Annotated in this window: 20 protein-coding genes; 12 read left to right on the forward strand and 8 right to left on the reverse strand. The window is 59.1% G+C overall.

Annotation, left to right across the window (positions count from 1 at the left end; genetic code table 11):
- Positions 1–57: 57 nt before the first annotated feature.
- The 3 genes from prpC to RHM60_RS09015 are packed head-to-tail and all read right to left on the reverse strand — an operon-like array spanning position 58 to position 2831.
- The gene (gene prpC, locus RHM60_RS09005; RefSeq protein WP_209983783.1) at positions 58–1185 is read right to left on the reverse strand and encodes a 2-methylcitrate synthase; all 1128 of its coding nucleotides are present in this window, start codon (positions 1183–1185) and stop codon (positions 58–60) included.
- 42 nt (positions 1186–1227) lie between these two features.
- A complete protein-coding gene (prpB, locus tag RHM60_RS09010) occupies positions 1228–2121 on the reverse strand; it encodes a methylisocitrate lyase (protein ID WP_209983786.1) in 894 nt (297 codons plus the stop codon).
- Entirely contained in the window at positions 2118–2831 is a 714-nt protein-coding gene (locus RHM60_RS09015) for a GntR family transcriptional regulator (RefSeq protein ID WP_209983788.1), read from the reverse strand. The genes prpB and RHM60_RS09015 overlap by 4 nt, the downstream gene beginning before the upstream one ends.
- 271 nt (positions 2832–3102) lie before the next feature.
- On the opposite strand from RHM60_RS09015, the gene RHM60_RS09020 reads away from it, so the two are divergent.
- The 8 genes from RHM60_RS09020 to RHM60_RS09055 all read left to right on the forward strand — a co-directional run bounded on the left by RHM60_RS09020 (position 3103) and on the right by RHM60_RS09055 (position 10230).
- Positions 3103–3639: an ATP-dependent zinc protease gene (locus tag RHM60_RS09020; protein WP_231421441.1), complete on the forward strand. Its 537-nt coding sequence runs from the start codon at positions 3103–3105 to the stop codon at positions 3637–3639.
- 5 nt (positions 3640–3644) lie between these two features.
- Positions 3645–5177: an inactive transglutaminase family protein gene (locus RHM60_RS09025; protein WP_209983791.1), complete on the forward strand. Its 1533-nt coding sequence runs from the start codon at positions 3645–3647 to the stop codon at positions 5175–5177.
- Entirely contained in the window at positions 5177–6163 is a 987-nt protein-coding gene (locus RHM60_RS09030; protein ID WP_231421440.1) for an alpha-L-glutamate ligase-like protein, read from the forward strand. Before RHM60_RS09025 ends, RHM60_RS09030 begins: the two co-directional genes overlap by 1 nt.
- A 192-nt stretch (positions 6164–6355) precedes the next feature.
- The gene (pabB, locus tag RHM60_RS09035; RefSeq protein ID WP_209983795.1) at positions 6356–7699 is read left to right on the forward strand and encodes an aminodeoxychorismate synthase component I; all 1344 of its coding nucleotides are present in this window, start codon (positions 6356–6358) and stop codon (positions 7697–7699) included.
- Positions 7700–7925: 226 nt separating this feature from the next.
- On the forward strand, positions 7926–8228 hold the full coding sequence (locus RHM60_RS09040; protein WP_209983797.1) for a type II toxin-antitoxin system HigB family toxin: 303 nt from the start codon (positions 7926–7928) through the stop codon (positions 8226–8228).
- A complete protein-coding gene (locus tag RHM60_RS09045) occupies positions 8228–8584 on the forward strand; it encodes a helix-turn-helix domain-containing protein (protein WP_209983800.1) in 357 nt (118 codons plus the stop codon). Before RHM60_RS09040 ends, RHM60_RS09045 begins: the two co-directional genes overlap by 1 nt.
- 151 nt (positions 8585–8735) lie before the next feature.
- Positions 8736–9470 carry a phosphoadenylyl-sulfate reductase gene (locus tag RHM60_RS09050; protein ID WP_322214228.1) on the forward strand — a complete coding sequence of 245 codons (735 nt, stop codon included), beginning with the start codon at positions 8736–8738 and terminating at the stop codon, positions 9468–9470.
- 31 nt (positions 9471–9501) lie between these two features.
- Positions 9502–10230, forward strand: coding sequence for an aspartate/glutamate racemase family protein (locus RHM60_RS09055; protein WP_209983802.1), 729 nt, complete (start codon positions 9502–9504; stop codon positions 10228–10230).
- Between the two features lie 17 nt (positions 10231–10247).
- Here RHM60_RS09055 and RHM60_RS09060 read toward each other — a convergent pair whose 3' ends face one another.
- Entirely contained in the window at positions 10248–10934 is a 687-nt protein-coding gene (locus RHM60_RS09060) for an HAD-IA family hydrolase (protein WP_209983804.1), read from the reverse strand.
- 109 nt (positions 10935–11043) lie between these two features.
- Between RHM60_RS09060 and RHM60_RS09065 the strand changes: the two genes are divergently transcribed.
- The 4 genes from RHM60_RS09065 to RHM60_RS09080 all read left to right on the forward strand — a co-directional run bounded on the left by RHM60_RS09065 (position 11044) and on the right by RHM60_RS09080 (position 14645).
- A complete protein-coding gene (locus RHM60_RS09065) occupies positions 11044–11409 on the forward strand; it encodes a DUF2784 domain-containing protein (protein ID WP_209983806.1) in 366 nt (121 codons plus the stop codon).
- A 55-nt stretch (positions 11410–11464) separates the two neighbouring features.
- Positions 11465–12043 (forward strand): DUF4337 domain-containing protein, encoded by a 579-nt coding sequence (locus tag RHM60_RS09070; protein ID WP_209983808.1) that lies wholly within the window; start codon positions 11465–11467, stop codon positions 12041–12043.
- A 296-nt stretch (positions 12044–12339) separates the two neighbouring features.
- The gene (locus RHM60_RS09075; RefSeq protein WP_245229009.1) at positions 12340–12687 is read left to right on the forward strand and encodes a hypothetical protein; all 348 of its coding nucleotides are present in this window, start codon (positions 12340–12342) and stop codon (positions 12685–12687) included.
- Positions 12688–13919: 1232 nt separating this feature from the next.
- Positions 13920–14645 (forward strand): hypothetical protein, encoded by a 726-nt coding sequence (locus tag RHM60_RS09080; protein WP_322214229.1) that lies wholly within the window; start codon positions 13920–13922, stop codon positions 14643–14645.
- A gap of 108 nt (positions 14646–14753) precedes the next feature.
- On the opposite strand, the gene RHM60_RS09085 is transcribed toward RHM60_RS09080, so the two are convergent.
- From RHM60_RS09085 to RHM60_RS09100, 4 genes are all read right to left on the reverse strand, one after another.
- Positions 14754–15518, reverse strand: coding sequence for a hypothetical protein (locus RHM60_RS09085; protein ID WP_322214230.1), 765 nt, complete (start codon positions 15516–15518; stop codon positions 14754–14756).
- 185 nt (positions 15519–15703) lie between these two features.
- Positions 15704–16498 (reverse strand): DNA adenine methylase, encoded by a 795-nt coding sequence (locus RHM60_RS09090; protein ID WP_322214231.1) that lies wholly within the window; start codon positions 16496–16498, stop codon positions 15704–15706.
- A 157-nt stretch (positions 16499–16655) separates the two neighbouring features.
- Complete coding sequence (locus tag RHM60_RS09095) at positions 16656–17705, reverse strand: phage portal protein (protein WP_322214232.1); 1050 nt, start codon at positions 17703–17705, stop codon at positions 16656–16658.
- On the reverse strand, positions 17705–19462 hold the full coding sequence (locus tag RHM60_RS09100) for a terminase ATPase subunit family protein (RefSeq protein ID WP_169895878.1): 1758 nt from the start codon (positions 19460–19462) through the stop codon (positions 17705–17707). The genes RHM60_RS09095 and RHM60_RS09100 overlap by 1 nt, the downstream gene beginning before the upstream one ends.
- Between the last annotated feature and the right edge of the window lie 112 nt (positions 19463–19574).

The following is a 19574-nucleotide window of genomic DNA, read 5'->3' on the forward strand; positions in this document are numbered from 1 at the left end:
GAGGGGGCTTGCCCCCTCCCACATGGGATCCGATTGCCAATTCGGGATCGACGGTCTTCAGCGACGTTCGATTGCCACGAACTTGCGCTGCTCGACGCCGGTGTACTCGGCGCTTGGACGGATGATGCGGTTGTTGGCGCGCTGTTCGAACACATGGGCCGCCCAGCCGGTGAGGCGTGAGCAGACAAAGATCGGGGTGAACAGCTTGGTCGGGATGCCCATGAAGTGATATGCCGAGGCGTGGTAGAAGTCGGCGTTGGGGAACAGTTTTTTCTGTTCCCACATGGTTTTGTCGATGGCTTCGGAAACCGGGAACAGCACGGTATCGCCCACTTCGTCAGCCAGCTTTTTCGCCCAGCCCTTGATCACTTCATTGCGCGGGTCGCTGTCTTTGTAGATCGCGTGGCCAAAGCCCATGATCTTGTCCTTGCGCGCCAGCATGCCGAGGGTGCCCTCCACCGCTTCTGCGGCCGAGCCGAAACGCTCGATCATTTCCATCGCCGCTTCGTTGGCGCCGCCGTGCAGCGGGCCACGCAGCGAGCCGATGGCTGCGGTGACGCAGGAATACAGGTCGGACAAGGTCGAGGCACACACCCGCGCGGTGAAGGTGGAGGCGTTGAATTCGTGCTCGGCGTAGAGGATCAGCGACACGTTCATCACTTTGACGTGCAGGTCGCTGGGCTTCCTGCCATGCAGCAGGTGCAGGAAGTGGCCGCCGATGCTCGGTTCGTCGGTCACGCAATCGATGCGCTGGCCGTCGTGACTAAAGCGGTACCAGTAGCACATGATCGCCGGGAAGGCGGCGAGCAGGCGGTCGGTGACATCGTGCTGCGCACTGAAGTCTTTTTCCGGCTCGATATTGCCGAGGAACGAGCAGCCGGTGCGCATCACGTCCATCGGGTGGGCGTCAGCGGGGATGCGTTCGAGCACTTCCTTCAAGGCTTGCGGCAGGTCGCGCAACGTGCCGAGCTTTTTGCTGTAGTCCGCCAGTTGGGCCTGGGTCGGCAGCTCGCCGTACAGCAGCAGATAGGCAACTTCTTCAAACTGCGCGTCGGCGGCCAGTTCACGCACATCGTAGCCACGGTAGGTAAGACCGGCGCCGGCCTGGCCCACGGTGGACAGCGCAGTCTGCCCGGCCACCTGGCCACGCAGGCCGGCGCCACTCAATACTTTTGCTTCAGCCATGGTGTTTCTCCAATTTTGTCGTTGTTCAGGGAGCCACAAGGTTTATTTTTTGGCGGCGAACAGCGCGTCGAGCTTCTGTTCGAAGGTGTGGTAGTCGATACGGTCGTAAAGCTCCATGCGCGTCTGCATGGTGTCGATCACGTTCTGTTGGGTGCCGTCGCGACGGATCGCGGTGTAGACGTTCTCGGCGGCCTTGTTCATGGCGCGAAAGGCCGAAAGCGGGTACAGCACCAGGGAAACATCCGCAGATTTCAACTGTTCGGTGGTGTACAGCGGGGTCGAGCCGAATTCGGTGATGTTGGCCAGGATCGGCGCTTTGACGCGGGCAGCGAACAGTTTGTACATGTCCAGTTCAGTGATGGCTTCCGGGAACACCATGTCGGCACCGGCCTCGATGCACGCGGCCGCGCGTTCCAGGGCAGACTCCAGCCCCTCGACGGCCAGGGCGTCGGTGCGCGCCATGATCACGAAGCTGTCATCGGTGCGCGCGTCCACGGCGGCCTTGATGCGGTCGACCATTTCCTGCTGGGACACGATTTCCTTGTTGGGACGATGGCCGCAGCGCTTGGCGCCGACCTGGTCCTCGATATGAATGGCTGCGGCGCCGAACTTGATCATCGACTTGACGGTGCGCGCCACGTTGAACGCCGAAGAGCCGAAACCGGTGTCCACGTCCACCAGCAGCGGCAGGTCGCACACGTCGGTGATGCGGCGCACATCGGTGAGCACGTCGTCCAGGCCGGTGATGCCCAGGTCCGGCACCCCCAGGGAGCCCGCTGCGACGCCGCCGCCCGACAGGTAGATCGCCTTGAAACCGGCGCGCTTGGCCAGCAGGGCGTGGTTGGCGTTGATCGCGCCGACCACCTGCAAGGGATGCTCGCTGGCGACGGCGTCACGGAAACGCTGGCCCGGCGTACGCTTATTGTGGGAACTCATGACTCACCTCGTGATTGGGCGCAACCGTCGGGAAAGTGACGGGCAATGTTGCGTTTGGAAGCGCCGATATGGCGGCGCATCAGCAGTTCGGCCAGTTCACCGTCGCGCTCGGCAATCGCGTCGAGAATGCGGTGATGCTCGGCAAAGGCCTGGCGTGGACGATTGGGCGTGGCGGAAAACTGGATGCGGTACATGCGCACCAATTGATACAGCTCGCCGCAGAGCATTTGGGTCAGGGTGCGGTTACCGGCACCTTGAATTATCCGGTAATGAAAATCGAAGTCGCCTTCCTGCTGGTAGTAGCCCAGGCCGGCCTGAAACGCTTCGTCGCGCTCATGGGTGTGCAGCACCTGGCGCAGTTCTTCGATCTCGGCGTCGGTCATGCGCTCGGCGGCGAGGCGGCAGGCCATGCCTTCAAGGGACTCACGGATTTCATAGAGCTCGACCAGCTCGGCGTGGCTCAAGGACACCACTCTCGCGCCGACGTGAGGCACCCGCACCAGCAGGCGCTGGCCTTCAAGGCGGTGGATCGCTTCACGCAGCGGACCGCGACTGATGCCGTAGGTACGCGCCAGCTCCGGCTCGGAGATCTTGCTGCCGGGGGCAATCTCGCCCTTGACGATGGCGGCCTGGATACGCCGGAACACGTTCTCGGACATGGTCTGGGAATCGTCCTGCGCCGGCACCGGGGCTTGCAGCTGATCCAGCATATTGTCGACACCTTTAAAAGCAATGTGGCAAAAACTAGCCAATCAACCCCTATTAGTCAAAGAATAAATCCATATTGTCGACAATCGTCTAATAACCTCCGACGAGTTCCAAGCAGACATGGCCGCCTGCCAGCGCTGGCGCCAAAAAAGCATCATGTTAGAATGCCCGCCGCTTTTGCCTGACATCATTGGATGAAACGGCGCACGAGGGAGTTTGCGCAGCAATGCCAGTCGCCTTGAATCGAACATCGCACTGCACGCCTCAGGATCTATGAGACTCAAGCCCTTCCTTTTATTGATGTGCCTGCTGGCCGTACCGGGCTTTGGCGTCGCTGCCGAGAAGACCGTGTATGGCCTCAACGAATACGCGCAATTGGCCGGAATCGACCTCGAAGTGGCCGCCAAACTGGACACGGGCGCCAAGACCGCCTCCCTCAGCGCCCGCGATATCAAGCGCTTCAAGCGCAACGGCGAATCCTGGGTGCGCTTCTACCTGGCGATCGATACCGCCCATTCCCACCCCATCGAACGGCCCCTGGCCCGCGTCAGCAAGATCAAGCGCCGCGCCGGTGACTACGACCCCGATGAAGACAAGAACTACACCGCCCGTCCGGTGATTGCCCTGAATATCTGCATGGGCAGCGCTTTACGCAGCATAGAAGTGAACTTGACTGACCGAAGTGCCTTCCAATACCCGCTGTTGATCGGCTCCGAAGCGCTGAAGCGCTTTGATGCGCTGGTCGACCCCAGTCTTAAATACGCAGCGGGCAAGCCTGCCTGCGCCGCCGACGCTCATACCGCCGAGTAAACCGAATGCGCTCTCTGACCCTGCACCTGAAAATTCTCATCACCATCTTGGTGGTGCTGGGTATTTCGGTCACCTGCTACCAGATCTTCGTGCTGGGCATTCCTGTTACCGAGGATGCCACCGACGATCTGTGGAACATCGACGCCAAGGTCGAGTTTGTCGCCAATCCGAAAGACCCGGTGAAGATCCAGATGTTCGTGCCGCCCCTGAGCCGCGACTTCGTGAGCCTTAACGAGAGCTTTATCTCGAACAACTACGGGGTCAGCGTCAACCGCACCGATGGCAATCGCAAGGTCACCTGGTCGGCACGCCGCGCCAAGGGCAACCAGACCCTGTATTACCGCCTGGTGCTGACCAAGCGTTACAGCGGTGAGAAGATCAAGGTCAAGGGCCCGACCTTCCGCGACAGCATCGCCGTGGAAGGCCCGGAAAAAATCGCCGCTGAAGCCCTGCTGGCGCCGATCCGCCAGCACTCGGCCGACGTCGAGACCTTCATCACCGAAGCGATCAAGCGCACCAACAACCTCAGCGACGACAACGTGAAACTGCTGCTGGCGGGCGACCCGTCCACCGCGCACAAGGCCAAGATCGTCGAGCTGCTGCTGTCCATCGCCCATGTGCCGGTGGAAAAGGTCCACACCATTCGCCTGGTCGCCGACCAGCCGCAAAGCCCGGAACTGTGGCTGCGCAGCTTCAACGGTAACGACTGGCTGTATTTCAACCCGGAAACCGGCGAACAGGGCCTGCCCGCCGACCGCCTGCTGTGGTGGACCGGCGATGAAAACCTGATCACCGTGGACGGTGGCAAGAAAGCCATGGTGACCTTCAGCCTGAACAACAGCGAGATGAACGCGATTCGCCTGGCCAAGCTGACGGACGAGAACACCGACGCCAACTTCCTTGAATACTCGCTGTACGGCCTGCCGCTGCAGACCCAGCAGACGTTCATGATCATGGTGATGATCCCGATTGGCGTGCTGGTGATCCTGATCCTGCGCAACCTGATCGGCCTGCAGACCCTGGGCACCTTCACGCCGGTGCTGATCGCCCTGGCGTTCCGCGAGACGCAGCTGGGCTTCGGGATTGTGCTGTTCACGATTATCACCGCGCTGGGACTGTCGTTGCGCTCCTACCTGGAACACCTGAAGCTGCAAATGCTGCCCAGGCTGTCGGTGGTGCTCACCTTCGTGGTGGTGCTGATCGCAGCCATCAGCCTGTTCAGCCACAAGCTGGGGCTGGAGCGCGGGCTGTCGGTGGCGCTGTTCCCGATGGTGATCCTGACCATGACCATCGAACGCCTGTCGATCACCTGGGAAGAGCGCGGCGCCAACCACGCACTGAAAGTGGCAATCGGCACGCTGTTCGCGGCATCGCTGGCGCACATCATCATGAGCGTGCCGGAGTTGATCTACTTCGTGTTCACCTTCCCGGCGATCCTGTTGATTCTGGTGGGCTTCATGCTGGCCATGGGTCGTTATCGCGGCTACCGCCTGACCGAACTGGTGCGTTTCAAGGCCTTCCTGAAGGCTGACCAGTAATGTTCGGTTTCTGGAAGACCTGGAAGGCCCTCGAAGCGCGCGGGATCATGGGCATCAACCGACGTAACGCCGACTACGTGCTCAAGTACAACAAGCGCAGCCTGTATCCGCTGGTGGATGACAAGATCATCACCAAGGAGCGCGCGATGGCCGCCGGCCTGCATGTGCCGGAGATGTACGGGGTGATTTCCACCGAAAAAGGCATCGACAAGCTCGACGAGATCATCGGCGGGCGCAGCGACTTCGTGATCAAACCGGCCCAGGGCGCCGGCGGTGACGGCATCCTGGTGGTGGCAGACCGTTTTGAGGGGCGCTATCGCACAGTGTCGGGCAAGATCATCAGCCATGAAGAAATCGAACACCAGATTTCCAGCATCCTCACCGGCCTGTATTCCCTGGGCGGCCACCGCGACCGCGCGCTGATCGAATACCGCGTGGTGCCTGACCAGATCTTCAAGAGCATCAGCTACGAAGGCGTGCCGGACATCCGCATCATCGTGCTGATGGGCTACCCGGTGATGGCCATGCTGCGCCTGCCGACCCGTCAGTCCGGCGGCAAGGCCAACCTGCACCAGGGTGCAATCGGCGTGGGCGTGGACCTGGCCACTGGCCTGACCCTGCGCGGCACCTGGCTGAACAGCATCATCACCAAGCACCCCGACACCACCAACGCCGTGGACGGCGTGCAGTTGCCCAATTGGGACGGTTTCATGAAGCTCGCGGCCGGCTGCTATGAGCTGTGCGGGCTGGGCTACATCGGTGTGGACATGGTGCTGGATCAGGAGAAAGGCCCGCTGATCCTGGAGCTGAATGCGCGGCCGGGATTGAACATCCAGATCGCCAACGATTGCGGTTTGACCCTGCGCACCCATGCCGTGGAAGCGCGGCTGGAAACCCTGAAAGCCGACGGCGTGACGGAAACGCCGGAAGAACGGGTGAGGTTTGTGCAGGAGATGTTCGGGCATATTCCGCCCGTGGAAGGCTGACCGCCAACACAATGTGGGAGGAGGCTTGCTCCCGATCGCATTGTGTCAGTCGGTTCATCTGTCACTGATCCGCCGCCCTCTCGAGCAAGCCCCTCCCACACTGAACGGGTCGTCTGCGGGCAATTGCCTCTAGGAGCAAATCCTACGCCGGACTACAATCCCCTCCCCCGCGCCTTGGCTGATCCACCCCGTATGTCGACCTGCTCCGTTTACCCGTTGCCCTACCAGGCAAATCCCGCCCAGTACTTTGCGGCGATCCGCCATGCACCCGGCGCGGTGCTGCTGGACAGCGGCCGGCCGACAGCCGAGCGCGGTCGGTATGACCTCCTGAGCGCCTGGCCGCAGGCCACCCTCACGGTATCGCCGGATGAAAGCGGCAGCGATTTCCTGCAACGCTTGCGCAAAAACCTTACCCGGTTAGGTGAAGCGAACGTGCCCGACGGTTATGAATTACCGTTTGCCGGCGGGCTGATCGGCTATTTGAGCTATGACTTCGGCCGCCATCTGGAGCAGATGCCGCAGTTGGCCGCGGACGACCTGCACCTGCCGGACGCACGCCTGGGCCTGTATGCCTGGGCGCTGGTCAGTGATCACCTGGTGCAGACCAGCCAACTGGTGTTTCACCCGACTCTGGCAGAGAGCGAACGGCAACGCCTGATTGCCGTATTCAGTCAGCCGGTCGTGGCCTCAACCGCCAGTTTCAAGCTGCGTGGCCCCATGGCAGCGGACCTCAGTGCCGAGGCCTATCAGCACGCCATCGCGCGCATCCACAGCTATATCCAGGCCGGCGACTGCTACCAGGTCAACTTCGCACAGCGCTTTCGCGCGCCCTGCCTGGGCGATCCCTGGGCGGCCTATTGCGCCCTGCGCGAGGCGTGCCCGACGCCGTTCTCCGGCTTCCAGAGCCTGCCGGATAATGGCGCGGTGCTGAGCCTGTCACCGGAACGCTTTGTCAAAATCAGCCAACGCCAGGTCGAAACCCGGCCGATCAAAGGCACCCGGCCGCGCGGCCTTACGCCCGAGGAAGATGCCGCAAACGCCGCCGAACTGCTGGCCAGCCCCAAGGATCGTGCCGAAAACCTGATGATTGTCGACCTGCTGCGCAACGACCTCGGCCGCAGTTGCCGCACCGGGTCGGTGAAGGTGCCGGAACTGTTCAGCCTGGAAAGCTACCCCAACGTGCACCACCTGGTGAGCAGCGTGACCGGCGAGCTGGCAAGCGACAAGGACGCCCTCGACCTGATCGCGGGCAGCTTCCCCGGCGGCTCCATCACCGGCGCACCGAAGATCCGCGCAATGCAGATCATCGACGAGCTGGAACCCACTCGACGCGGTTTGTACTGCGGCTCGCTGGTGTACCTGGACGTACGTGGCGAGATGGACAGCTCGATCGCCATTCGTAGCCTGCTGGTCAAGGATGACCAGGTGTGCTGCTGGGGTGGCGGCGGGATTGTGGCCGACTCGCAGTGGGAAGCGGAGTACCAGGAGTCGATGACGAAGGTACGGGTTTTGTTACAGACGCTGGAAAATCTGTAGTCCCCCCGGCAATCCGGCCTCTGACCTCACGAAGCGCGAAGCACGAAAAAGCCTGAATCAGTACGCGTGTGGACGACCTGCCGGCACGCCTATAGCGTCGACGGCTACTGCCTATACGCGCCTGTGAAGGATCACATATGCGACTGCTTACTCGTGAGAATTTGTTTCCGGAGTTGCATCTCCACCTGCCCATGCCTAACATCTCCCAAATCGGGAGGTCTGCACGATGCGAATAATCGCGTTATCAACCTTGCGACGGTTCTGGGAAAGCCACCCAAACCATGCCGACGCGAGGACGCCTTTGGTCGAACTGTATCGGTACATGGAGAACGCTACCTACCCGACACCACAGGCACTGAAGGCAACCCTCAGAACAGCGAGCATTCTCAAGGCCGGTAGGGTCGTCTTCAACGTAGGCGGCAACAAATATCGAGTCATCATGGCCATCGATTATCAGCGCCAGCTTGGGTTCATACGTTTTGTAGGCACTCACGCGCAATACGATCAAATCAACGCGGAGACCGTGTAATGAACATTAAACCCATTCATTCCTCTGAAGACCTGACCGCCGCGCTCGCGCGGGTGGAACAGCTATGGGGAGCGCAGATCGGCTCACCCGAGGGCGACGAACTGGAAATTCTTGCCGTGCTCATCGAGAAGTACGAAGCGGAACATTTCCCCATGCCGGCGTCGGATCCAGTGGAAGCGATCAAATTCCGCATGGAGCAAATGGGCCTGACGGCCCGTGACCTGGAGCCCTTTATCGGCACCAGCGGGCGGGTCTCGGAAGTATTGAATCATAAGCGCAAGTTGAGCCTGGCCATGATCAAGCGCCTGCACGATGGCCTGAGCATTCCTTATGAGCGGCTGCTGGCAGGCGTTTGAGCAGAACGGGCTTCACATCAGGACCGCCGAATGCCCGCAGCCAGTTGGCGGGCCCGATGGCTCAAGCGCAGCGCCGCAACCCGGAGCTGATTTTGATACCATCGCTCCCCTATAGAGCGCTCAGCGCCACTGACCTGTAGGAACCGTCCTGATGAACCAAGCCTTCGACGTCGTTGAACTCGCCACGACCTATGCCAACAAATCTGCCCAGGACATTCTCAAGCTGGCTTTCAGCCAGTTCGGTGATGACCTGTGGATTTCCTTCAGCGGTGCCGAAGACGTGGTGCTGGTGGACATGGCCTGGAAGCTGAACAAGAACGTCAAGGTGTTCAGCCTCGACACCGGCCGCCTGCACCCGGAGACCTACCGGTTTATCGAGCAGGTACGCGATTTCTACAAAATCGACATCGAACTGATCTCGCCGGACCAGAGCAAACTGGAACCCTTCGTCAAGGAAAAGGGCCTGTTCAGCTTCTACAGCGACGGCCATGGCGAGTGCTGCGGCATACGCAAGATCGAACCGTTGCGCCGCAAATTGTCCGGCGTCAGCGCCTGGGCTACCGGCCAGCGCCGCGACCAGAGCCCCGGCACGCGCAGCCAGGTGGCCGCACTGGAAATCGACACGGCCTTTTCCACCCCGGAACGCACCCTGTACAAGTTCAACCCACTGGCGCAGATGACCAGTGAGGAAATCTGGGGCTATATCCGCATGCTGGAGCTGCCGTACAACAGCCTGCATGAGCGCGGGTTTATCAGCATTGGCTGCGAGCCGTGCACGCGCCCGGTGTTGCCGAATCAGCATGAGCGCGAAGGTCGCTGGTGGTGGGAAGAGGCAACGCAGAAGGAATGCGGGCTGCATGCCGGGAATATCATCAGCAAGGCTTGAGGCGACGTCTGTCACTCATCAAGGAGGTTTCATGCGCATCCTCGTGGTCAACGTCAACACCACCGAATCCATCACCGACGCCATCGCCCAGCAGGCGCGGACCGTGGCCTCTCCGGGCACGGAGATCGTGGGACTCACCCCGTACTTTGGCGCCGAGTCGGTAGAAGGCAACTTCGAAAGCTACCTGGCGGCCATTGCGGTGATGGACCGGGTGATGGCCTACGACCAGCCGTTCGATGCGGTGATCCAGGCCGGCTATGGCGAGCATGGCCGCGAGGGGCTGCAGGAATTGTTGAACGTGCCGGTGGTGGACATCACCGAAGCGGCCGCCAGCACGGCGATGTTCCTGGGCCATGCGTATTCGGTGGTGACCACCCTGGACCGCACCGTGCCGCTGATTGAAGACCGGCTGAAACTCGCCGGCTTGTATCAGCGTTGTGCGTCGGTGCGTGCCAGTGGCATGGCGGTGCTGGAACTGGAAGAGGATCCGCTGGCCGCCATGGAGGCCATCGTGCGCCAGGCGCAATTGGCGATTGCCGAAGACAAGGCCGAAGTCATCTGCCTGGGCTGTGGCGGCATGGCGGGCCTGGACGAACAGATCCGCCAGCGCACCGGCGTGCCGGTGGTGGACGGCGTGACGGCGGCGGTGACGATTGCCGAGGGCCTTGTGCGCCTGGGCTTGTCGACGTCAAAGGTACGCACCTACGCGACGCCAAGGCCGAAGAAAATCATCGGCTGGCCGGGCACGTTCAGCCGCTGAAGAACGACGGTGCCTGTTCAGGGCAGAGGCGGCAGGCCGTAGGCAGCCAGGTCGAAGTCCGCCAGCTTGCGGATGATCTGGTCGGCATGCTGGTATTTGCTGTCGGCCATGGCTTCATCGGGCACCGCAATGGCCGTCATCTGCGCAGCTTTGGCGGCCGTGACGCCGAACGGCGAATCTTCGAACACCAGGCAATCCTGCGGCGCCACACCCAGGCGGCGGGCGGCAGTGAGAAAGATGTCCGGCGCGGGCTTGGCGGCACCGACTTCCGGGTCGTCAGCCGTGACGATGGTGTCGAACAGGCCAAACCATTCGCGGTGCAAGGTGGTCTTGTGGCCAAACGAGTTTCGCGACGAACTGGTGCCCACGGCAATCGGAATGTCATGCGCCTTCAAATGCCGCACCAACGCCTCGGCGCCGGGCATGCCCAAAGCCTTGGGAAAACGCTCGCTCATCAGCGGCTCGCGGATCTCCAGGAACTCGGCCGGAGTGATCGGCAGGTCCAGCGCCTTGACGACGTAATCCGCCAGATCCTGTGAACCGCGCCCGATGATGTGCTGCTTGATCCCCCAGTCATAGGTGCGGCCATAGCGCTCAGCGATGATCTGCGTGACTTCGGTGTAGATGCCTTCAGTGTCCAGCAGCAAACCGTCCATATCGAAAATCACGGCCTTGATCGGGACAGCGGTACGCGGTGCACTCATCGGAGAAGGATCCTGGGGACTGACTGGAGGGATGCAGCACAATAGCGGCCACGCTTGCCTGCAAGCAACCCTTTAGACTGTAGGTTCTCCCCTTACAGAGTGATCCACGATGCTCTACCGTCTGGCCGCCGATGGCCTCGTGCTGTTCCACCTGTGTTTCATCCTGTTCGCGCTGTTCGGCGGGCTGCTCGCCTTGAAATGGCGACCGATCCTCTGGTTGCACCTGCCGGCAGCCGCGTGGGGCGTTGTTGTCGAGGTGCTTCATCTGCCCTGCCCGCTGACCCGCTGGGAAAACCTGTTTCGCCACCTGGCCGGGCAGGACGGCTACGGCGGGGGCTTTGTCGAGCGTTACATCCTCACGCTGATTTACCCGGCCGGGCTGACGCCGCAGATTCAACTGGGCCTGGGTGCCTTGGTACTACTGGTCAATATCGCGGTGTATGGGCGAATTTTCCGACGTTACGGACAGGCTTGAGACAGCCTCGCCAGTGAAGAATCAGACTCCCTCAGTTCGTTTGTAGCCGCCCCCCATGTCAGAAGCTTTCGAAGTCCCCAGCCCCCACGAAAAGCACATCGAACACACCACAGAACATGCCCACGGCCGCGGAGACAGGTTCGCCAGCCGCATCGCCGTGATGACCGCGCTGATGGCCACCCTCGGCGCCATGCTCAGCTATCAGGCCGGCTCCACCGAGAGCGAAGCCGCGATGGACAAGAACAACGCCGCCATCTTCAAGACCGAAGCGGCCAACCAGTGGAATTACTACCAGGCCAAATCCAGCCGCCAGAATCTGGCCGAACTGGCCACGCACATCCCCGGTGTCGACGTCGCCCACTACAGCGACGAAATCCAGCGCTATAAAGGCCAGAAGGAGGAAGTACGCAAGCAGGCGGAAAAACTTGAAGCCACCTCCAGGGAATGGAATGACAAGTCCGAGGAGGCCCTGCACCAGCACCACCGCTGGGCACAGGCGATGACCGCGATCCAGATCGCGATTTCGTTGGCGGCGATTACCTTGCTCACGCGCAAGGAATGGCTCAAGCGCCTGTCGTATACCGCCGGCGGCGTGGCCGTGATACTCGGCAGCCTGGCCTGGTTGCATCTCTGATTGAAGGCGTGACGCGCCTTGTGGCGAGCGGGCTTGCCCTAATGCCGTTCAGTTAAGCGCAGATTCCCTGTGGCGAGCAGGCTTGTCCTGCGTTGGGCTGCGCAGCAGCCCCAAAGCCAGGCGCTGAGCCGTATCAGGTACACCGCATTTTGCTCGATGGGGGGCGCTTCGCACCCCAACGCGGGGCAAGCCCGCTCGCCACAGAAACCCAGGAAATTTCCCACGACGGATTTCAATCCGGCCTTTACGCCATTAGAGTGTCGCGCCTTCGAGAATTGAATCTCGATATTCAGCCCATGGAGTTACCCGTGAAGTACGCCCGTCAAGCAGTTGCAGCAGCCGTTCTCGGCTTCACCCTCGCCGGCTGCACCGGCACCGCCATCAAATCCCCGCAATACGACAGCAGCCAGTACACCGTACTGGGCCACAGCGAAGCCAGCGCCACCGGCATCATGCTGTTCGGCATCATCCCGATCGGCCAGAACAGCCGCTTCGTGCGTGCACAGACCGCCGCCATCCAGGCCAAAGGCGGTGATGCGCTGATCAATACACAAATTCAGGAGAAGTGGTTCTGGGCGTGGGTATTGAGCGGCTATACCACGAAGATTTCGGGTGATGTGGTCAAGTTGAAGGCTGCGCAGTAAGCAGGAACCGTCAGAGTCATTACTCTGGCAAGCGACGTATCATGGGCCAGACCTCAGAGGACGGCCCATGGTTTTGCGAGCTGCCTGAACGCGCCTTTTCAAGGGCCAGAAACTACAAAACCCCTGATTTCTCTCGAAACCAGGGGTTTTGTTTACATCAAATTTGGCGGTGAAGGAGAGATTCGAAAGTACCCGCACCCTCAATCTCTCGGTCGAGGCCCCGGAATACAAGGGCTCCAGCGGTGCCAGGTGCGCAAATTCATTCCCATGCCATTCCCACGGCCGACAACTGACACCTGCGTACGCGTGCGCATTACACGCGTTAGGGCATCAAACCTGAAATCTAGAGGGGGGCAAAAAAAAGAGTAACATAAGTAATCTTGACCGTTTTTCACTCTCAAGCCTTTGAAATTAAAGGGTTTTATGTTTTCCAAAAAGGTAATATTTAGGTAATATTTAAGTAATCTGATTACTCTTTATAAATGTAATTCTGACCTTTATAAAAACCCTTTAAAAACAATAGGTTGCCTAAAAATTACCTTTTCAATTACTTCTCTGTTACTCCTTTTTGTAATACCAAACCCCACGGATTACGTGGCCTCCAGCCCGATCCCTTGGGGTGGTTACTGAAATTACTCTTTTTGAGATGCCCCCCCTCCAGCTGTACAACAGCCGCTACAGACCGCTCAAAGAATTCACCCCTCGGTGCAGGGTTCCGCAGGCTTTTGACCTCCCTACAATGCCAACCAAGCGCCCAGCCTGCGCCGCCGAGAGTGGTCCGCAGGTGTGCAGAAAAAAAGACCCATTTAGCCCGCAGGCGTGGTGGGGGGACGACGGCGCGCGCCGGGTGAAGACAGCCCTTCCCGCCCGCCTGTAGCACGCCACTGCCCCGATTTGTGGCACGTCATTGCCCCGCCTCCCGGTGCGGCACGCCAACCCCCCAGCGTCCGGCGGACGACAACCGATAGCGGCAGACCGACCAGCCTTCAGCACCATGTCGAACTCCAGCATTTACTGGCCGAACCTCCCGTTTTTCATTGCCTGGCAAGCATGGAAATGCTATGTTGGACTGGGTCTTTTCGTCGCCTTGAAGCGCGAAAGTTCATCACCTCCCCGCTAATTCTCCAGCTCGACAGACCTCCCCTTCGCTTACAGTTCGTCGCCTCAAATCGCGTGATGGTCAATCCTCGATTACTGTATGCGCATACAGTTAAATAAAAGCAGTCAAGCGTATGACCCTTTCTCAACTAAAGACGGCTTGGCTCGCCAAATGGCGTCGACTCCTCGACGACGATGCTTACCGGATGGATAACCCTGAGGCCCATAGAACGGTGTGCCGCTGGGAAAGCCGGGACATGCTGGCAGCGGGCGTGATAGATCAAATGGAAAAGTTCGAAATGGACGAACAGGCTGACGCGGCGTATTGGCATGCCGTCGAAGAGCTGGCGGCCCTCGCTGAGGGGTACTTGTTTGGCGGCCACTACGACGTCGTGAGCAGAGAGCGCTCGGTGTGCATTGGGCGGATAATGGCCAACACGTACTATTCAGCCACGTCCCCAAGCACGGGGGGATTTGATGGGAAGGTGTATGGCAACAAGCATGACCTGCACCTGTTGTTTCGTCGTAACAATGAGCCATGGCCTATAAAGGGGCTGCTGCTTACAGCACCATCCGGCGAGCTTTACGACCTGGTGCAGACCGCCCAAGTCATCAACGCCAGGGTGTACCCAGTCGTTAGCGATGCTGACACCTATCGGGCCCTGGTGGATTGCGCACAGGTGGCGTTGGAAGGTCACGACTTTGAAAGCTACCAGAAGGCCCGGCCGCTGCTGGTATCCGCCAGATTCACTAAGTGCAGTGCCTGTCTTGATCGCTTTGAGCGGAGGGAGGATTGCCCAACATGCGCGGGCAGTGGCTTTGTCACCAAAGACGGCATTCAACCGATATCGTCCACGTAGACCAGTGCTGAGAAGCACTGACTAATGGCTGGTTGAATCCGGCAACACCAAAAGAGCGTGCCGGACAGATCAAATACAAATTCACCACCTTAAGCATTCGACCAAACTTTAAAAAATATTATCAACCGGGCGCAGATTTATATATTTAGGTTGATCTACCACTGATATTTTCTTGCCATCAAACATTAGCCAAAAAGCAATACGAATCTCTTGCTCGGCTGCAAACTCTTTCGGTTTCTTAAATGCGATGCTGTCACTAAGCTCTCGCGCTTTTAAAACATCGAAATCATCGGGCGCGGTGATCGTTACAGATCGATCGACATATTCAACCCCCCTAAACTCAGCATTCATACTAAGTCGCTCACGAAGTTGAACAATACTGTATTTTTCCAGCAAATTTTGAGGAATATCTTTAACAGTCAAACTATTAAACAAAGCATCCACAATACATCTGACAAAATCCTGAAACTTAGTAGCTTCTATTGTCCACTTATCCTCATATGCTTCAGTAATACTACCTGCACTTCCAATACTTTGAGACATGCAATAAATCCAGCAATTCGGAGTCGAACCACTTAAGCTAAAACCTTTCACTCTTACACGCCCGTAGTCAATTCTTACATCATTAACTTCAATATCGCCCGGACCATCAAGCTCAAAAGATGACAACCACTCAGGAGACGGTTCCATCAGCTCAGGAAAATTTACATAGTAAGAAAACTCGCCTTCTCCTTTATCTCTAAGAAGCTCGTTCTCTTGACTCCTATAACTGTAGAGAGTGTTGAGTTTTATATTATTACAGCCGGACTTTATATTGTATTTTTTTTCGCAAAATTTTACGTAATCTGGAGAAACAAAATCGAAAACCTTCATACCAATTGCCCCTTCCTAGGATAAATTTGGCAAGCTTTATAGCCGAGAGGTGTAGGACGTTTCGCCAGCACCTTCCGTCTTATACACCTAAAGTAGGGAGACAGTTAGGCCTGTGAGCAATTAACAATATGTCTCTGCGCAAACTTAGTTAAGCGGGTATGGACATACCCGCCTACCCTCTCAACTTAAAACAACATTCCGAGCGCCTCTGGTACCCAATTCATTATCACGAGCTCTCCGCTAACCTCCGCTTTCGCCTGGCGTTGATTGGCGGTGCTATACCGGATATCCACCGTCTCGAAGTGAAACCCTTCGAACACGCGTCGGATATCAGGATGATCGTTGATGCTGACCATTACCTTGCCTTTGCAACGCCGCATGAATTCGGCCATCCGCTCATAGTTCTCAAAGGGAAAGTCCACGCCATAGCCTGCAGTCTGCCAGTAAGGCGGATCCATGTAGTGGAAGGTATGCGGCCGGTCGTAGCGCTCGGCACATTCAAGCCACCCCAGATTCTCGACGTACGTGCCGGACAGGCGCTGCCAAGCGGCTGACAGGTTCTCCTCGATTCGTAGCAGGTTGATTGCCGGCCCGGTGGTAGCAGTCCCGAATGTCTGTCCGCTGACCTTCCCGGCAAAAGCGTGGTGCTGCAGGTAGAAAAATCGTGCCGCTCTCTGGATATCGGTCAGCGTTTCCGGCCTGGTCATCTTCTGCCATTCGAACACCTGACGTGAGCTGAGCGCCCACTTGAACTGTCGCACGAACTCTTCCAGGTGGTTCTGAACCACTCGATACAGAGTCACCAGATCGCCGTTGATGTCGTTGAGGACTTCGACCGGAGCGGCCTGGGGCCGCATGAAGTAAAGCGCGGCGCCGCCGGCAAACACCTCGACATAGCATTCGTGGGGTGGAAAAAGCGGGATTAAGCGATCTGCCAGGCGGCGTTTGCCGCCCATCCAGGGGATTATCGGTGTGCTCATAAGTGATCCTTGTTTTGGAAATTGGATTCGCTTAGGCTTCGCACCCCCTGCGCAGTGGGGCGAGGCCTTGGTTGGAGCACTCGGCGTGTTCGAGTGTTTCAGCGTCGAACCGGTGTTGACGCACCGGTTCGTCGCCTCGTTTGCTGCGCAGGGGGTTTTAAGCCCCCGCGGGAATTTCGTAGGGCTTGAAGCGAACGACCTCCTCCCCAAGCCATTCATTCACTTGCGCCATGCGCGCCTGAATGGGCTCCAGTTCATTGGCCGCGTAGATCTGGGCCGCTTCCCTGATCGAACCAAACCCACCTGCGTTTTGCGGCACGATGCCCATCAGCTGCGGCGGAATACGCAAGCTGGCCAGCACGTCGTCGCGGGTCTGATTTTTGATCGAGTTGAATTCATCCTTGGCCGTCACCTCGCTGACCGGAATGATCTGCAGCCCGTCTTTCTTGCCGTTCGGCGAATACACGAACAGGTTGCGGAAGTTGCCAGGCCCTTTGGAGTCCTTGAGCGCTTTGCGTAGGGAGTCGACGTCCGCTTCGTTTTGAGCGGCGTCGGTCATGTAGAGAATGAAGCCAGCGTGACTACCGTTTTCGTAATATTTGCGACGAAAAAGCGTGGCCGACTCATTCAGCAACGCCGACTGCAGAGCGCTGATCCACTCGGGCAGGCCGTACACTTCCTGGTGCAGGTCCGCTTCCCGAAGATGGAAAACAGTGCCCGGTTCAAATTCGTGCTCTTGCTTCCAGCCCTGGACCATGAACTGCCGGCCATCCTTGCCAGAGCGCATGTATTTCGCCAAAGGCGGCACCAGCTCGCGCACCGGGCCGAGCATTGAACGCCGACCTTCCAGGTAACCGTTGCCCAGGCATAGGAAGTCCAAGGAAAACTGTTCGAACGCCGCCCGCGACAACAGCCGGTGCGGGATAAAGGTCTTGCTCAGCAAGTTGCGCTTGAACATCAGCCCCGAATGCAGGTGCACGCTGGAGCCTACCGACCGCGCCAAGCCGTCCAAAGACAGCGGTGGCTCATACCATCGCCCGTTAAACCAGCACTCCAGATAGTCGAACACCTCCCGGCCGCTCAGCACCGGTGACGGATCGCCAAAACTGAACGCCTCCATCTTGCTGTCACTGCGCGGGATAAACTCCTGCGTTACCACGGCGGGGGCCTGGGCGAGCTGCTTGCTGTTTCTGCGGCGGTTCGACATCAAAAAATCTCCATCCGCCCGGTGTTGGCAGAGGTCTGCCCCTCCAGCGGTTCGTTGTGCAATGCGTGAAAGAGCGCCCATGCCAGGTCGGCATGGCCGGTGTTGTCGTTGCGGCCGGCTGTGTAGGTGAATTGGCGGCCGCCTGCGGTAATGGTCTTGCGAATCGCCATCAGCGACTGCGCCATGTCGGTCCAGCCGGCGTCGAACTCCAGCCGGCCCCGGTGGATCACGTCGTAGGCCTTCAGCACCAAACGGGTCTTGACCTCGGGCGAGTAGCTGAACGTGGTGACGTTGGGGAAGAATTGGCGCACCAACTGCGCCACGCCGCTGCCCAGTCCGGTGACGTCGATCCCGATGTACGTCACCCAGTAGCGGTCGCAAACGGCCTTGATCACGCTGGCCTGCGCCGCGAAGTCCATGCCTCGGAACTGATGACGCTCCAACACCCGGAACTTACCGCCCGGCACCAGCGGCGGCGCGACCACCACCAGGCCGGAGCAGTCGCCGGTTTCCGCCGGGTCATAACCGACCCATACCTGGCGGTCACCGAACGGCCGCATGGCAAACGGCTTGTAGTCCTCGGCCCACTCGACCCAACTGTCGACCATGCAAGGCTGCAACACCGTCAGCGGGAAGATGCTCGCGCCGTCGTCGACGAACTCGCACATCAGTAGGTTGGCGAATGCCTCGGGGCTGTACTCCCGACGCAGTTCATCAATGTCGAACAGATCGCAACCGCCCTGCTCCGCGTCGAGGATGGTGACGATTTGGCGCCACAACCGATCCTCACAGAATCGACCTTGCTGGAGTGCGCCATGGGAAACGTCGACCTTGGTGTGTTGCGCCGCCGGTTTGCCCTTGTTGAAGCGCTCGCCCGTCCAGAACGTGTAGGCTTCATGAGCCATAGTCGACGGCGTCGAGAAGTAGGTTTTGCGCCACTTCTTGTGCATCGCCATACCCGACGCGACCTTGTTCAGCTCTTCAAATTTGAAGGTCCAGAAGAACTCGTCGAAGTAGAAGTTGCCGTGGTAGCCCTGGGCGGTACGCGCGTTGGTGCCGAGGAAAAATAGCTCGGCACCGTTCGGCAGGACGATGGGATCACCGGTCAGCTCAACGCCGATGACTTCGCGGGCAAACGCCTGGATGTACCCGCGAAACAGGTACGCCTGATTTTTCGAAGCAGACAGGAAGATCTGGTTGCGGCCGGTTTCCAGCGCATCAATGAACGCCTCGCGGGCAAAGTAGTAGGTTGCCCCGATCTGCCGGCTTTTGAGTATGACGCGGGTGCGCTGATTGCCCGCCCGGTACCAGTCTTTTTGGTAGTCGAAGCAACCATCGATAAACGCCTCCCGCAGCAGCTCGATCTGATCTTCGCTGATGTCGTTTTTCGGCGTTTTCTTCTTCGGCCCTTCGTTGCGCTTGGCAAGGTTGGGATTGAGTTCGGTTTCAGTGCCACCGCTCTGGAATCGCTGAATGCGCGCCTGGCGTTCGAGCTGGCGATGTAACAGGTCAATTTCCTTGAAATCGCCGCCGCTCTTACCTTCCTTGAGGATCAGTTGCACCAACCGCGCTTCCAGCGCACCGCCGATCCGCTCGACGTTGTCGGCCCGGTCCCACTCATCGCGGGCTTTCCAGCTGTGTAGCGTTTTTTCCTTTTCGCCCGTAGCCTCGGCAATCTCGCAGATGCGCCAACCCATCCAATAGAGGAACTTGGATTGGCGTCGGGGATCGATGGGGAGTAGTTCGGTCGTAGTCATGGCCGCGATGCTGCCGCTCTGGCCTGCGAGTCAGTAGCACCGCCCCTTGTAAGCGCTCCCTTTACAATCACGTCCCGTTGCCGCAACTCGCGCGCGTCACGACCATGCCCCT

Origin of the sequence: Pseudomonas sp. MH9.3, from assembly GCF_034354675.1 — a bacterium.
Lineage (GTDB): Bacteria > Pseudomonadota > Gammaproteobacteria > Pseudomonadales > Pseudomonadaceae > Aquipseudomonas.